The 12,466-nt window shown below is 70.2% G+C and carries 13 protein-coding genes and 1 tRNA gene; 9 read left to right on the forward strand and 5 right to left on the reverse strand.

What is annotated here, in order from left to right:
* Positions 1-5: 5 nt before the first annotated feature.
* A complete protein-coding gene (locus tag AC5JOC_RS17535; RefSeq protein WP_191940813.1) occupies positions 6-1,334 on the reverse strand; it encodes a nicotinate phosphoribosyltransferase in 1,329 nt (442 codons plus the stop codon).
* An 87-nt stretch (positions 1,335-1,421) separates the two neighbouring features.
* Between AC5JOC_RS17535 and murI the strand changes: the two genes are divergently transcribed.
* The 4 genes from murI (at position 1,422) to AC5JOC_RS17555 (ending at position 4,618) form a co-directional block, all read left to right on the forward strand.
* Entirely contained in the window at positions 1,422-2,267 is an 846-nt protein-coding gene (murI, locus tag AC5JOC_RS17540; protein WP_071260977.1) for a glutamate racemase, read from the forward strand.
* Positions 2,260-2,994, forward strand: a complete 735-nt coding sequence (gene rph / locus AC5JOC_RS17545) for a ribonuclease PH (RefSeq protein ID WP_064296204.1) — start codon at positions 2,260-2,262, stop codon at positions 2,992-2,994. The genes murI and rph overlap by 8 nt, the downstream gene beginning before the upstream one ends.
* Positions 2,994-3,629 carry an RdgB/HAM1 family non-canonical purine NTP pyrophosphatase gene (gene rdgB, locus AC5JOC_RS17550; RefSeq protein WP_192005206.1) on the forward strand — a complete coding sequence of 212 codons (636 nt, stop codon included), beginning with the start codon at positions 2,994-2,996 and terminating at the stop codon, positions 3,627-3,629. The genes rph and rdgB overlap by 1 nt, the downstream gene beginning before the upstream one ends.
* A 77-nt stretch (positions 3,630-3,706) precedes the next feature.
* On the forward strand, positions 3,707-4,618 hold the full coding sequence (locus AC5JOC_RS17555) for a cation diffusion facilitator family transporter (protein ID WP_086473624.1): 912 nt from the start codon (positions 3,707-3,709) through the stop codon (positions 4,616-4,618).
* A gap of 54 nt (positions 4,619-4,672) precedes the next feature.
* On the opposite strand, the gene AC5JOC_RS17560 is transcribed toward AC5JOC_RS17555, so the two are convergent.
* Together AC5JOC_RS17560 and AC5JOC_RS17565 are read right to left on the reverse strand one after the other, a co-directional pair.
* Positions 4,673-5,419 (reverse strand): DedA family protein, encoded by a 747-nt coding sequence (locus AC5JOC_RS17560; protein ID WP_064296207.1) that lies wholly within the window; start codon positions 5,417-5,419, stop codon positions 4,673-4,675.
* A gap of 52 nt (positions 5,420-5,471) precedes the next feature.
* Positions 5,472-5,553 (reverse strand) — tRNA-Leu (locus tag AC5JOC_RS17565).
* Positions 5,554-5,796: 243 nt separating this feature from the next.
* Here AC5JOC_RS17565 and AC5JOC_RS17570 point away from each other — a divergent pair.
* Complete coding sequence (locus tag AC5JOC_RS17570) at positions 5,797-7,710, forward strand: anthranilate synthase family protein (protein WP_494246926.1); 1,914 nt, start codon at positions 5,797-5,799, stop codon at positions 7,708-7,710.
* Positions 7,711-7,713: 3 nt separating this feature from the next.
* On the opposite strand, the gene AC5JOC_RS17575 is transcribed toward AC5JOC_RS17570, so the two are convergent.
* On the reverse strand, positions 7,714-8,523 hold the full coding sequence (locus AC5JOC_RS17575) for an NAD(P)H-hydrate epimerase (protein WP_494246927.1): 810 nt from the start codon (positions 8,521-8,523) through the stop codon (positions 7,714-7,716).
* Positions 8,524-8,630: 107 nt separating this feature from the next.
* Here AC5JOC_RS17575 and AC5JOC_RS17580 point away from each other — a divergent pair, with 107 nt between their 5' ends.
* Entirely contained in the window at positions 8,631-8,903 is a 273-nt protein-coding gene (locus AC5JOC_RS17580) for a DUF2277 domain-containing protein (protein WP_159878298.1), read from the forward strand.
* A 33-nt stretch (positions 8,904-8,936) separates the two neighbouring features.
* Here AC5JOC_RS17580 and AC5JOC_RS17585 read toward each other — a convergent pair whose 3' ends face one another.
* On the reverse strand, positions 8,937-9,329 hold the full coding sequence (locus AC5JOC_RS17585) for a barstar family protein (protein WP_494246928.1): 393 nt from the start codon (positions 9,327-9,329) through the stop codon (positions 8,937-8,939).
* Positions 9,330-9,425: 96 nt separating this feature from the next.
* Between AC5JOC_RS17585 and AC5JOC_RS17590 the strand changes: the two genes are divergently transcribed.
* From AC5JOC_RS17590 to AC5JOC_RS17600, 3 genes are read left to right on the forward strand one after another with little or no spacing between them, the layout of a single operon-like run.
* Positions 9,426-10,655 (forward strand): TadA family conjugal transfer-associated ATPase, encoded by a 1,230-nt coding sequence (locus AC5JOC_RS17590; protein WP_159878300.1) that lies wholly within the window; start codon positions 9,426-9,428, stop codon positions 10,653-10,655.
* Positions 10,652-11,521: a type II secretion system F family protein gene (locus AC5JOC_RS17595; RefSeq protein WP_159878302.1), complete on the forward strand. Its 870-nt coding sequence runs from the start codon at positions 10,652-10,654 to the stop codon at positions 11,519-11,521. The genes AC5JOC_RS17590 and AC5JOC_RS17595 overlap by 4 nt, the downstream gene beginning before the upstream one ends.
* Positions 11,518-12,456, forward strand: coding sequence for a type II secretion system F family protein (locus tag AC5JOC_RS17600; protein ID WP_494246929.1), 939 nt, complete (start codon positions 11,518-11,520; stop codon positions 12,454-12,456). The genes AC5JOC_RS17595 and AC5JOC_RS17600 overlap by 4 nt, the downstream gene beginning before the upstream one ends.
* Positions 12,457-12,466 lie beyond the last annotated feature (10 nt).

Raw genomic sequence — 12,466 nt, forward strand, 5'->3', positions numbered from 1 at the left:
CGCGGTCAGCCTTCGAGGTAGACGGTCGGGAGCACGGGGTCGCCGCGGGTGAGGCTGACGGCCCGGGGTGGCAGTTCCGCCACCGCCTGCGCCCGGTGTTCCCTCGCCTGGCGCGTCCCCGCGGCGCCGAGGTACTGCTCGTCCACGAGTCCGCCTTCGACGAGCTGGACCATCAGGGGGCGTTCCGAGGCGGCGTCGGCCGCACCCTCGTGTTCGCCCGCAGGACCGTCGCCGAGGTAGATGCGCTCCTCGCGGGCGACCCCGTGCCGGTCGTAGGCGCGGGCAGCGGTCTTGCGGCCGCCGACGGTCGCCTTCTCAGCCGACTTCTTCGCGACGCTGATCCAGTCGCCCTGGTCGTCGCGGTGCGCGACGAGCTTGTAGACCATGCCCATGGCGGGGGAGCCGGAGCCGGTGACCACGGAGGTGCCGACGCCGTAGGAGTCGACCGGGGACGCGGCCAGGGCCGCGACGGCGTGCTCGTCGAGGTCGTTGGTGACCGTGATGCGGGTCGACGTGGCGCCGAGCTCGTCGAGGAGGCGGCGGACCTGGTCGACGACGATCGGCAGATCACCGGAGTCGATGCGTACGGCTCCCAGCTCCGGGCCGGCGAGGCGTACGCCGAGTCGCACGGCCTCCTCGATGTCGTAGGTGTCGACGAGCAGCGTGGTCCCGGCGCCCATCGTGTCGATCTGGGCTCGGAAGGCGTCCTCCTCGGAGTCGTGCAGGAGGGTGAAGGAGTGCGCGGCCGTCCCCATCGTCGGGATGCCCCAGCTGCGTCCGGCCTCGAGGTTCGAGGTGGCGCTGAAGCCGGCGATGTACGCCGCCCGGGCCGCGGCGATGGCCGACCGCTCGCCCGTCCGACGGGAGCCCATCTCGGCCAGGGGGCGGCTGCCCGCCGCTGAGGTCATGCGCGCGGCGGCCGTGGCGACGGCGCTGTCGTAGTTGAACACGCTGAGCGCCAGGGTCTCGAGGATGACGGCTTCGGCGAACGTGCCCTCCACGACCAGGATCGGCGAACCGGGGAAGAAGACCTCGCCCTCGCGGTAGCCCCAGATCGATCCCGAGAAGCGGTAGTCGGCGAGCCAGTCGAGCGCCGTCGTGCTGACGACGCCCTCCTCGCGCAGCCACTCGAGTTCCGATTCACCGAAGCGGAAGTGCTTGAGCAGTTCGAGGAATCGGCCCGTGCCGGCCACGACGCCGTAGCGGCGGCCGCCGGAGAGGCGTCTGGCGAACAGCTCGAACAGGCACTCCCGATCCGCGGTGCCGCGGTGGAGGGCGGCGTCCAGCATCGTGAGTTCGTATCGGTCGGTGAGGAGAGCTGAGGACTCGTGCACCCGTTCAGCCTAGCCGCGAGCGTGCTCGGAACGTGGTGATCGGTCGGTCCGCGACGTCCATCGGCAGGGGCGGTAGGCTGGGTCATCGTGAACGACGCACCCATCGGCATCTTCGACTCCGGCGTCGGCGGACTCACGGTGGCGAGAGCGGTCAGCGACCAGCTCCCCGCCGAGTCCGTGATCTACATCGGCGACACGGCCCACTCGCCCTACGGCCCGAAGCCCATCGCCGACGTGCGGCGCTACTCGCTCGAGGTCCTCGACTCGCTCGTCGACCAGGGCGTGAAGATGCTGGTGATCGCCTGCAACACCGCATCGGCGGCGATGCTCCGCGATGCCCGCGAACGCTACTCGGTCCCCGTGGTCGAGGTGATCCAGCCCGCTGTGCGGACCGCGGTCCGGAGCACGAGGAACGGGCGCATCGGCGTCATCGGGACCGAGGGCACGATCAACTCGCGGGCGTATCAGGACCTCTTCGAGGTCAATCCCGAGCTGACGGTGTTCGGCCAGGCCTGCCCCCGGTTCGTGGAGTTCGTGGAGGCCGGCGTCACGACCGGCCCCGACCTCCTCGAGGCCGCGGAGGAGTACCTGGCCCCGCTCCGGCACGCCGGCGTCGACACCGTCGTCCTCGGATGCACCCACTACCCCTTCCTCAAGGGCGCGATCAGCTACGTGATGGGTCCGCAGGTGTCGCTCGTCTCGAGCGACACCGAGACCGCGAACGACGTCTACCGCGTGCTCGTCACCCGTGACCTGCTGCGCGACAGCAGCGAACCTGCCACCCACCGGTACGAGGCGACCGGGAGCAGTGCCGACGACTTCATCGCCCTCGCCAACCGTCTGATGGGCCGGGAGATCTCCACCGTCTCGCTCGTCCAGACCGGCGTCATCGACCTTCCATCCCACCAGTTCGAGGAGCACATCCATGAGTGACATCGCGCGCGCCGACGGCCGCACCAACGACCAGCTGCGTCCCATCACGATCGAGCGCGGCTGGAGCGAGCAGGCCGAGGGTTCGGCACTGATCAGCTTCGGCCGGACGAAGGTGCTCTGCACGGCCTCGTTCACCAACGGCGTGCCGCGCTGGCTGAACGGCAAGGGTCGCGGCTGGGTCACCGCGGAGTACGCGATGCTGCCCCGTTCCACCAACGAGCGGATGGACCGTGAAGCGGTCAAGGGCAAGATCGGCGGTCGTACCCACGAGATCTCGCGACTCATCGGTCGGAGCCTCCGCGCCGTGATCGACACCAAGGCCCTCGGCGAGAACACGATCGTCATCGACTGCGACGTCCTGCAGGCGGACGGTGGCACCCGCACGGCGGCGATCACCGGCGCCTACGTCGCCCTCGCCGATGCGATCGAGTGGGCGCGCGGCAAGAAGTTCATCTCGCAGAAGGCGTCGCCCCTCACCGACAGCGTCTCGGCCGTCTCGGTCGGGATCATCGACGGTGTGCCCATGCTCGACCTCGCCTACGTCGAGGACGTGCGCGCCGAGACCGACATGAACGTCGTCGTCACCGGCGGCGGATCGTTCGTCGAAGTGCAGGGGACGGCCGAGGGCGCCCCGTTCGACCGTCGCGAGCTCGACTCCCTGCTCGACCTCGCCGTCGGTGGCGCTGCGTCGCTCAAGGCCATCCAGTTCGAGGCCCTCGGACGCTGATGAGCGTCGAGATCGTCCTCGCGACGCACAACCAGCACAAGGTCGAGGAGTTCCAGCGGCTCGTCAGCCGCGACGTCCCCGGGATCACGGTCCTCGCCTACGACGGCCCGGAGCCCGTCGAGGACGGCACGACCTTCAGCGAGAACGCGTTGATCAAGGCGCGGGTCGCCGCCGCCCACACCGGCTCCATCGCGCTCGCCGACGACTCCGGCATCGGCGTCGAGATCCTGGGTGGATCGCCGGGTATCTTCTCGGCGCGTTGGGCCGGCTCGCAGCACGACTCGACCGCGAACCTCGCCCTCCTCCTCGATCAGCTGCGGGACGTGCACGAGGAGCATCGTGCCGCCTGGTTCGCCTGCCACCTCGCCCTCGTGGTGCCACCGGGGATCGATGGGACGGAGCCGTTCGAGCACGTCGCCGTCGGCACCTGGCGCGGAGCCCTCGCGACGGAGCCGAGCGGGACGAACGGCTTCGGCTACGACCCGGCGTTCATCCCGGACGGTGAGCAGCGGACGGCGGCGGAGCTGTCACCGGCGGAGAAGAACGAGCTGAGCCACCGCGCGCTCGCCTTCCGAGCACTCGTCCCGGTGCTGCAGCGGCTCGTGCCCGAGGGGCCCGCCTCGACCGCCAGCTGAGCATGATACTCAGGACCATTCCTATCTCGGCATGAACCCTTCCGCGGGCGCTGGGAAGCTCCTACGGTTGATGCATCATGGGTCACGATCACGCACACGCCGGCACCGCCAACCGCAGGAGACTCGCGGTGGCGATCGCCATCATCGCGACCGTCCTCGTGGTCGAACTCGTCGGCGCCTGGGTGAGCGGTTCGCTGTCCCTCCTCGCCGACGCCGGGCACATGCTGTCCGACCTCACCGGGCTGATCATCGCGCTCGTCGCCACGATCGTCGCCGCCCGACCGGCCACCGACCGCCAGACCTTCGGGTATCAGCGCGCGGAGGTGTTCGGCGCGCTCATCAACGCGCTCATCCTGATCGCCGTCGCGGTGTCGGTCCTCATCGAGGGGGTGTCCCGCCTCGTCGAGCCGGCGGACGCGGAGGTCAAGAGCCTTCCGATGTTGATCGTCGCCGTCATCGGTCTCGTGGCGAACCTCGCCGCCCTCCAGGTGCTGCGCGGCGGCCGTGACACGTCGATCAACATGCGCGGTGCGTACCTCGAGGTCCTCGGCGACCTCCTCGGTTCGATCGCCGTGATCATCGCCGCGGTGGTCATCATGGTGACGGGTTTCGCTCAGGCCGATGCCATCGCGTCGCTCGCGATCGCCGCGATGATCGTGCCGCGGGCGTGGTCGTTGCTCCGCGACGTCGTCCACGTCCTCAGCGAGTCCGCACCGTCCGACACGGACGTGCAGGAGATCAGGGACCACCTGCTCGGCACCGACGGCGTCGTCGCCGTCCACGACGTCCACGTCTGGCAGATCACGTCCGGACAGCCGGTCTTCTCGGCACACGTCGTCGTCGAGCAGGAGGTGTTCGCCGATGGTGGCACGGGGGAGCTGCTCGACCGTCTCGGTTCGTGCCTCCACGACCACTTCGACGTCGAGCACTCGACGTTCCAGCTGGAACCCGAGGAACACGCCTCGCACGAGGAGTCGCACCACCGCTGACGCGCGGGCGGGTCCGGCTGTCGCGACCGCTCGTGCGAGCGGCGCCACCGGTGATCAGACCGTGTCGTTCCCGCGGTCGCGCTTGAAGACGTCCTGGTCGGCGAGCTTCGAAGCCGCGGCCCGACGCTCCTCCTCGGTGATGGTGCCCTGCAGCGCCTTCGCCTTCCGGCTGGACTGGATGTAGTGCCAGGTGGTCGGGATGAGGGTGAGGACGACGGCCCCGATGAGGATGACGTCGATGTAGTTCTGCACGAAGGTGGCGACCGGGGGGATGTATCCGAGCAGGTAGCCGAAGAAGGTGAGCCCTGCGCCCCAGATGAGCGCGCCGATGAGGTTGTAGAGCGAGTACTTCTTGTAGTTCATGTGGCCGATGCCGGCCGCGACCGGGGCGAAGGTCCGGACGATCGGGACGAAGCGCGCCAGGATGACCGCGAGGGCGCCGAAGCGCTCGAAGAAGGCGTTCGTCCGCTCGACGTTCTTGATGCTGAAGAGGCCGGACTCCTTGCGTTCGAACACCTTCGGCCCGAGCTTGTGCCCGATGAGGTATCCGACCTCGCCGCCGAGGAACGCCGAGAACCCGATCGCGAGGCAGACCCACCAGATGTCGATCTCGATGACGCGGGCGGAGCCGAACGCGAGGAGACCGGTGATGACGAGCAGGGTGTCGCCGGGGAGCAGGAATCCGACGAGGAGGCCGGTCTCGGCGAAGACGATCGCGCAGACCACGACGAGGGCCCAGGGACCGACGGCCGTGATGATGCCCTCCGGGTCGAGCCAGGGGATGAGGGCGGTGTGGACCATGCGGAGCTCCTGCTGTAGGGGGAGGGATGGAACGGCGTACGACGATGTCGCGTGCGGGAGAAGGGACTTGAACCCTCACGCTCGAAAGCACAGGAACCTAAATCCTGCGTGTCTGCCAATTCCACCACTCCCGCGGCCCGCTCAGTCTACGGGAGCGAGGTCGGGAACGTCCTGAGCTTCGGGGGAGGAGCCGCGGCCAGCGGAGCCCGGGTCGGCCCGTGTATGCTCGGCTCCATGCGAACGACGTGTGCAACGAGCTGGTGGCCCGCCTCCTAGGCGGACCGCGCACGTGCACACACGACGACTCGACCGCCTGACAGGGCGGTCGTTCTCGTTCGGAGGCCCTGTCGGATCGGTCCCAGCCTGAGGACACCACCATGACCACCCTGCTCCACCGCGTGCTGCACGCCGGCCCCGACTTCCCGTTCGCGGTGCTCCGCCGACACGGCAGCGACACCGTCGACCTCTACACGGGCGACGTCGTCGACGTCGAGTCGCTCGCCGACATCCCGCTCGGATCCGCCGGCGACGACCACCAGCCCGAGGTCCTCACCCTCGTGCCCTATCGCCAGGTGCGCGAGCGCGGCTTCGCGGCGATGGACGACGGCGCTCCGCTGCGCTGCCTCGTGGTGAGCGAGCGTGAGACGGTGACGCTCGACGAGCTGCTCGAGCGACTCCCCGCCGACGCGGTCCCGCTGGTCGACGGCGGGTTCGACGTCTCCGACGAGGACTACGCGTCGATCGTGCGCCGCGTCATCGAGGATGAGATCGGACGCGGCGAGGGCGCCAACTTCGTCATCCGCCGCGAGTTCACCGCGACGACCGAGGTGCCGGCCGAGCGCGCCGTCCTCGCGTGGTTGCGCGCGCTCCTGTCGGGGGAGACCGGCGCCTACTGGACCTTCGCCGTGCACACGCCGGGCGTCTCGATGGCCGGTGCGACGCCCGAGCGCCACGTCGCGGTCGCCCGCGACGCGTCGACCGGTGAACGCACCGTCACCATGAACCCCATCAGCGGCACCTTCCGCCACCCGCGCTCCGGCGCGACCGGCGACGACTTCCGCGCGTTCCTCGGCGACGTCAAGGAGACGGAAGAGCTCTTCATGGTCGTCGACGAGGAGATGAAGATGATGAGCCGGGTGTGTGCCTCCGGTGGACGCATCCTCGGCCCCTACGTCAAGCAGATGTCGCGCCTCACCCACACCGAGTACCTGCTCGCCGGGACGAGCGAACTCGACGTCCGCGAGGTCCTGCGGTTGACGATGTTCGCACCGACGGTCACCGGCTCGCCCATGCAGAACGCGTGCTCGGTCATCGCCCGCCACGAGCGGAACGCGCGCGGCTACTACTCCGGCGTGCTCGCGCTGTTCACCCCGGTGGGCGACGGCGACTACGAACTCGACGCACCGATCCTCATCCGCACCGCCTATGTCGACGACGCCGGCCTCGTCCGCGTTCCCGCCGGTGCGACGCTCGTCCGTCACTCGGATCCCGAGTCGGAGGTCGCCGAGACGGCGGCGAAGGCGGCCGGCGTGTTGACCGCGCTCGGCGTCATGGCACCCGCCGAGCTCGGCCCGACCGTCGACCTCGCGGCGGAACCCGGAGTACAGGACGCGCTCCGAGCGCGGAACGAGCGGTTGGCGTCCTTCTGGTTGCAGCCGCAGCACCCGGCACCCGTCGGTTCACTGTCGGGCCGTACCGCGGTCATCGTCGACGCCGAGGACGAGTTCACCGCGATGCTCGCCCACCAGCTGCGCCACTTCGGGATGACCGTCAGCGTGGAGCACTGGTCGGCGGTGACCGACGCGCTCGTGGACGTCGACCTCCTCGTCGCCGGCCCGGGTCCGGGCGACCCGCTCGACCTCGCCGACCCGCGGGTCCGCCGGATGCACGAGATCGTGTCAGCGCGTCTCGCCGCCGGAGCGCCGCTGCTCGCCGTCTGCCTGAGCCATCAGGTGCTGGCGATCCAGCTCGGGCTGCCGATCGAACGCCTCGACGCGCCCCGACAGGGGCTGCAGCTCGACCTCGACCTCTTCGGTGAGCAGTCGCTGATCGGGTTCTACAACACCTTCACCGCACGGCTGGCGGGTGAGGCTCCGGTCGGTGGGGTCGAGATCGCCGCCGATGCGGCGTCCGGCGACGTGTTCGCGATGCGTGGTCGTGGGTTCGCGTCGGTCCAGGGGCACCTCGAGTCGGTGCTGTCGCGCGACGGGCTCCGGACCCTCGGCTCGCTCGCGGGCCACGCGCTCGCGGGTGTCGCGTCAGGGCGATCGGCTGCCGCCGTCGGCTCCTGAGCGTCAGGCACCGCCTGGGTGGTCGGTGTTGCCGATCGCCCAGGCGGCGGACCGGGCGGGGCAGTCGGTCAGGCGTCCGCCTGGTCGAGCGTCGTGAACGGCGTGACGTCGGCCAGCTGCGGTCCGAGACCGATGTCGATGAGGCGGACGTCGCCGGCGTAGGCCGAGCCGGGCGGGATGAGGAGCCCGGCCTTCACCGCGCCGAAGGTGACCGTGACCTCCGCCGGGCAGGACGGCACCCTCGGGGACGCTTCCCTCGTCGGGGTCGATGCCGCTCGGGACGTCCACGGCGACGACCGTCGGTCCGCCGGAGTTCTGCACGACCGGGAGGACCGCCTCGACGATCGCCTTCGGCGCACCGCGCAGGGTGGGGTTCCGGCTTGCCCCGATGCCGAAGACGGCATCGACGACGATCGCGGCGCCCTTGGCCTCGTCGGCGGTGTCGTCCGGTTCGGCGGGGGAGTTCATGAGGAAGCGGACACCGGCCTCGACCGCCGCGGCGTAGCCCGCCTCGTGGGCGTGGTCACCGGTCCTGGCCACGACGAGGTCGAGCGGGACGTCGTCCGGACCGGTCGTGCCGGCGAGCTCCGCCGCCGCGAAGAGGGCGTCACCGCCGTTGTCGCCTGAGCCGACGAGCAGCAGGATCTTCCAGACGTCGGGTGCCTCGCCCTCGAGGCCCTCCGCGCGATCGGCGAGGACCGTCCGCAGTTCTTCGGCGAGGCCGTGGGCGGCTCGCGCCATGAGCGGTTCCCCTGCGTCCAAGAGTGGTGCCTCTGCGGCTCGGACCTGGTCTGCGGTGTAGCCGTTGATCATGGCGCCCACTCTTCCGGCTCGGGTCGACCGCCGCAAGCGGTTGCGGCGCGGGACCAGCACCGGAATCACCTCTGGATCCTGGCGTGCGCCGGGGCTACCATGCCTGCATGTGCCGGAACATCCACACCCTCCACAATTTCGAGCCGGCGGCGACCGACGACGAGGTCGAGGCCGCGGCGCTCCAGTACGTGCGGAAGATCAGCGGGTCGACGAAGCCGTCCCAGGCGAACGCTGAGGCGTTCGATCGAGCGGTCGCGGAGATCGCCCACATCACCCGCCATCTGCTCGAAGACCTCGTGACGACCGCCCCGCCGAAGGACCGCGAGGTCGAGGCGCAGAAGGCGAAGGAGCGTTCGGCGAAGCGGTTCGCGACGGTCTGAGCGTCTGAGCGCGACCGCCGGTTCCACACCTGGTCAGGCGAGTTCGAGTCGGATGTCCGGGTGGCCGGCGAAGACCTCGAGGAGCAGGTCGAAGTAGGTCTTGCCGCGGCCGGCGTCGAGGTCGTCGAGCTGCGCGGTGATCCGGGCCGTGTCGAACGGTGCGCCCCGCTCGAGCTTCTCCTGCAACCAGGCGCGGGTGGCCGTGACGCCGAGTGCGGTGCGGCTCGCGTCGTGGTCCGTCCAGACGAAGTGCACGTCGTCGAGATCGCGGAGCGAGCCGATCCCGCCGTAGAGGACGTCGTCGAGGGCGTCGAGGCTCGGGCCGAGATCCCAGTCCTCGTCCTGCATCACGAGCTCGTTCATCACCTCGTAGAACGAGGAGATGTCGTGGATGCGGGAGCCGTCGATGCGGAAGGTGGTCGGCACGGTCCCCGAGCCTAGTGACCGGTCGGTGACGCGTCGAGCGGGTGGTGCTGTGGATAACTTCTGCGGGGTGTGGCCGGTGTTCGTCAGGATGGCGGCATGGGGACAGCGGCGGAGATCATCACGGCGCGCGTGCGCGACCGGGTGCGTGAGGAGTTCGGGGAGCCGGGTCGGCGTGGGGGAGCGGGGCGGATCGCCCGCGAGGAGGTGCGTCGCTACAACGAGCGGGCGTTGAACGACACGACGCCGCTGATCGACGATGAGCACGGGATGACGAGCGAGGTGCTCGCCGCGGTGACGGGGTTCGGGGCGATCCAGCCGTTGCTCGACGATCCGAGTGTCGAGGAGATCTGGATCAACGAGCCGACGAAGGTGTTCGTCGCCCGTGGTGGGGTGTCGGAGCTGACGGACGTGGTCCTCGGCGAGGGTGACGTCCGCGATCTCGTGGAGCGGATGCTGCGCGCCACCGGTCGACGGGTGGATCTCGCGAACCCGTTCGTCGACGCCTCGCTTCCGGACGGCTCGCGGTTGCACGTCGTCATCCCCGACGTCACGCGTCGGCACATGTCCATCAACATCCGCAAGTTCTCCGCGCGGATCCGCGACCTCGGTCAGCTCGTGGCCGCAGGGTCGATCAGCTATCAGGCCGCCGAGTTCCTGCGCGCGAGCATGACCGCGGGGGCGAACCTGCTCGTGTCGGGCGCGACGCAGGCCGGCAAGACCACGATGCTCGGCGCCCTCATCGCCTCATTGGACCCGGCCCTCCGCATCGTCACCGTCGAGGAGACCTTCGAGCTCGCGCCGGGCAACCGCGACGTCGTCGCGATGCAGTGCCGACAGGCCAGTCTCGAGGGCACGGGAGAGATCACGCTGCGTCGGCTCATCAAGGAGGCGCTCCGGATGCGGCCGGACCGCATCGTCGTCGGCGAGGTCCGGGAGGCGGAGAGCCTCGACCTCCTGATCGCCCTCAACAGCGGATTGCCCGGGCTCTGCAGTATCCACGCGAACTCCGCGCGCGACGCGATCGGCAAGCTCTGCACGCTGCCACTGCTGGCGGGCCGGAACATCGACTCGGGGTTCGTGCGCCCGGCCGTCGCATCCTGTGTCGACCTCGTCGTGCACTGCGAGCTCGACCGGTCCGGACGCCGACGGGTGGCGGAGATCATCGCGGTCGGCGGGAGCGGGGAGTCCCACACGATCGAGGCCTCCACCCTCTTCGAGCAGCGCGACGGAGAGCTCCGCGCCACCGGTCGCTTCCCGCTGAACGACGCGAAGTACCGTGCGGCCGGGATCTCGCTCGCCTCGATCCTCGCCGTCGGCGAGCGATGAGTCTCGTCGTCGGAGCGGTCCTCGCCGCAGGCCTCCTCCTCACCGTCGCACCCTGGTGGTGGCCGGACCCGGAGCCGCTGCGCGACACCCTGGAGCGGTGGAGGCCGGTCGCTGCGCTCCGCGAACTCCTGATCCTGGCCGGTCTGCCCGGTCGGTACTGGGCGGCCGCCATCGTGGTCTCCGTCCTCGCCGGTCTCGTCTCCGGCGCGGTGGTCCAGGCGCTCTGCCGTGTCCTGCCGTTGAGCGCCGTCGTCGCCGTCGCCGGACTCGTCGCCCCGGTGATCGTGCTCCGAGCCCGCGCCACCTCTCGACGTCGCCTGCAGCGGGGACTGTGGCCGGATGTCGTGGACCACCTGTTGTCCGCGATCCGGTCAGGGCTCTCGCTCCCGGATGCGGTGGCCGCGCTCGACACCGTCGGACCCGCACCGCTCCGCCCGGCGTTCGCCGCGTTCAGCGCCGACTACCGGGCTGCCGGCCGCTTCGCCGACGGCATCGACGACCTGAAGACCGCGCTCGCCGACCCGGTCGCCGACCGCATCCTCGAGACGGTGCGCATGGCCCGCGACGTGGGAGGCACGGAACTGCCGGCGGTGCTCCGAGCGCTGTCCGCGGGGCTGCGTGAGGAGTCGGCCATCCGAGCCGAGGCCGAGGCGCGACAGTCCTGGGTGGTGAACGCCGCCAGGCTGGGCGTCGCGGCACCCTGGGCGATCCTCCTGCTCCTGTCGTCCCGGCCGGAGGCCTCGGCCGCCTACAACTCCCGGGAGGGAGCGGTCCTGATCATCGCCGGCGTCGTGGTCTCCGCCCTCGCCTACCAGGCGATGCTCCGCGTCGGACGCCTCCAGCCCGAACGACGGTGGTTCCGGTGAGTGCCGACGGAGCGTGGGCCGTCAGCCTCGGAGCGATCCTCGGGGTCGGCCTCTGGGCGCTCGCGATGCTCCTGCCGGCACTCGGACGACCGCGGCTCGCGGACCGCATCGCCCCCTATGTCGCCGACCTCTCCAGCGACGCCCGCTCGCAAGCCGCGCGCCGCTCGACCGACCCGCTACCGGTCCTCGGGACCCTGCTGGTCCCGGTCCTCCGCGCCGTTCGATGGTCGCTCGGCCTGGTCGGCGCCGATCAGGAACTCGTCATCCGTCGATTGGGTCAAGCCGGGGGACCGACGCTCGAGCGGTACCGACTGCTGCAACTCCTCTGGGGGCTCGGCGGCTTCGCGGTCGCCGCGGCGCTCGCCGTGTTCTCCTTCAGCAACGGTCGGCTCCCGCTCCCGTTCGCAGCACCGCTTCCCGCGGTCGGGGCGGTGGCCGGAATCGTCCTCCGCGACCAGCTGCTGGCGCTCGCCGCCAGTCGCCGCCTCGCGCGGATCGAGGAGGAGCTGCCGACGGTGCTCGAGTTCCTCAGTCTGAGTCTCGCGGCGGGCGAAGCGATCACGGATGCGATGGACCGCGTGGCGCGCATCGGGTCCAGCGGGGAGCTCGGCAGGGAGTTCCGCCGGGTGATGGCGGACGTCTCCACCGGTATCCCGTTCGCCACCGCACTCCGGCAGTTCGAGGCACGACTCGCGATGCCGATGCTGTCGCGATGCGTCGACCAGATCCTCGGTGCGCTCGAACGCGGCACACCGGTCGCAGCCGTGCTCCTCGACCACGCACACGACGGACGCGACACCGCCAAACGCCGTCTCCTCGAATCCGCCGGGAAGAAGGAGGTCGCGATGCTCGTGCCCCTCGTCTTCCTGATCCTGCCCCTGTCCATCATCATCGCCGTCTTCCCCGGAGTGTTCGTGCTCCGGACCGGCTTCTGACGAAAGGTTC

Source organism: Plantibacter sp. (assembly GCF_059073635.1).

Excerpts from the sequence above, each read along its gene's own strand:
- rph (WP_064296204.1), top strand. The coding sequence starts at position 2,260 with ATGAGTGACATCGCGCGCGCCGACGGCCGCACCAACGACCAGCTGCGT.
- rdgB (WP_192005206.1), top strand. The coding sequence starts at position 2,994 with ATGAGCGTCGAGATCGTCCTCGCGACGCACAACCAGCACAAGGTCGAG.
- AC5JOC_RS17555 (WP_086473624.1), top strand. The coding sequence starts at position 3,707 with ATGGGTCACGATCACGCACACGCCGGCACCGCCAACCGCAGGAGACTC.
- AC5JOC_RS17560 (WP_064296207.1), bottom strand. The coding sequence starts at position 5,419 with ATGGTCCACACCGCCCTCATCCCCTGGCTCGACCCGGAGGGCATCATC.
- AC5JOC_RS17570 (WP_494246926.1), top strand. The coding sequence starts at position 5,797 with ATGACCACCCTGCTCCACCGCGTGCTGCACGCCGGCCCCGACTTCCCG.
- AC5JOC_RS17575 (WP_494246927.1), bottom strand. The coding sequence starts at position 8,523 with ATGATCAACGGCTACACCGCAGACCAGGTCCGAGCCGCAGAGGCACCA.
- AC5JOC_RS17580 (WP_159878298.1), top strand. The coding sequence starts at position 8,631 with ATGTGCCGGAACATCCACACCCTCCACAATTTCGAGCCGGCGGCGACC.
- AC5JOC_RS17590 (WP_159878300.1), top strand. The coding sequence starts at position 9,426 with ATGGGGACAGCGGCGGAGATCATCACGGCGCGCGTGCGCGACCGGGTG.
- AC5JOC_RS17595 (WP_159878302.1), top strand. The coding sequence starts at position 10,652 with ATGAGTCTCGTCGTCGGAGCGGTCCTCGCCGCAGGCCTCCTCCTCACC.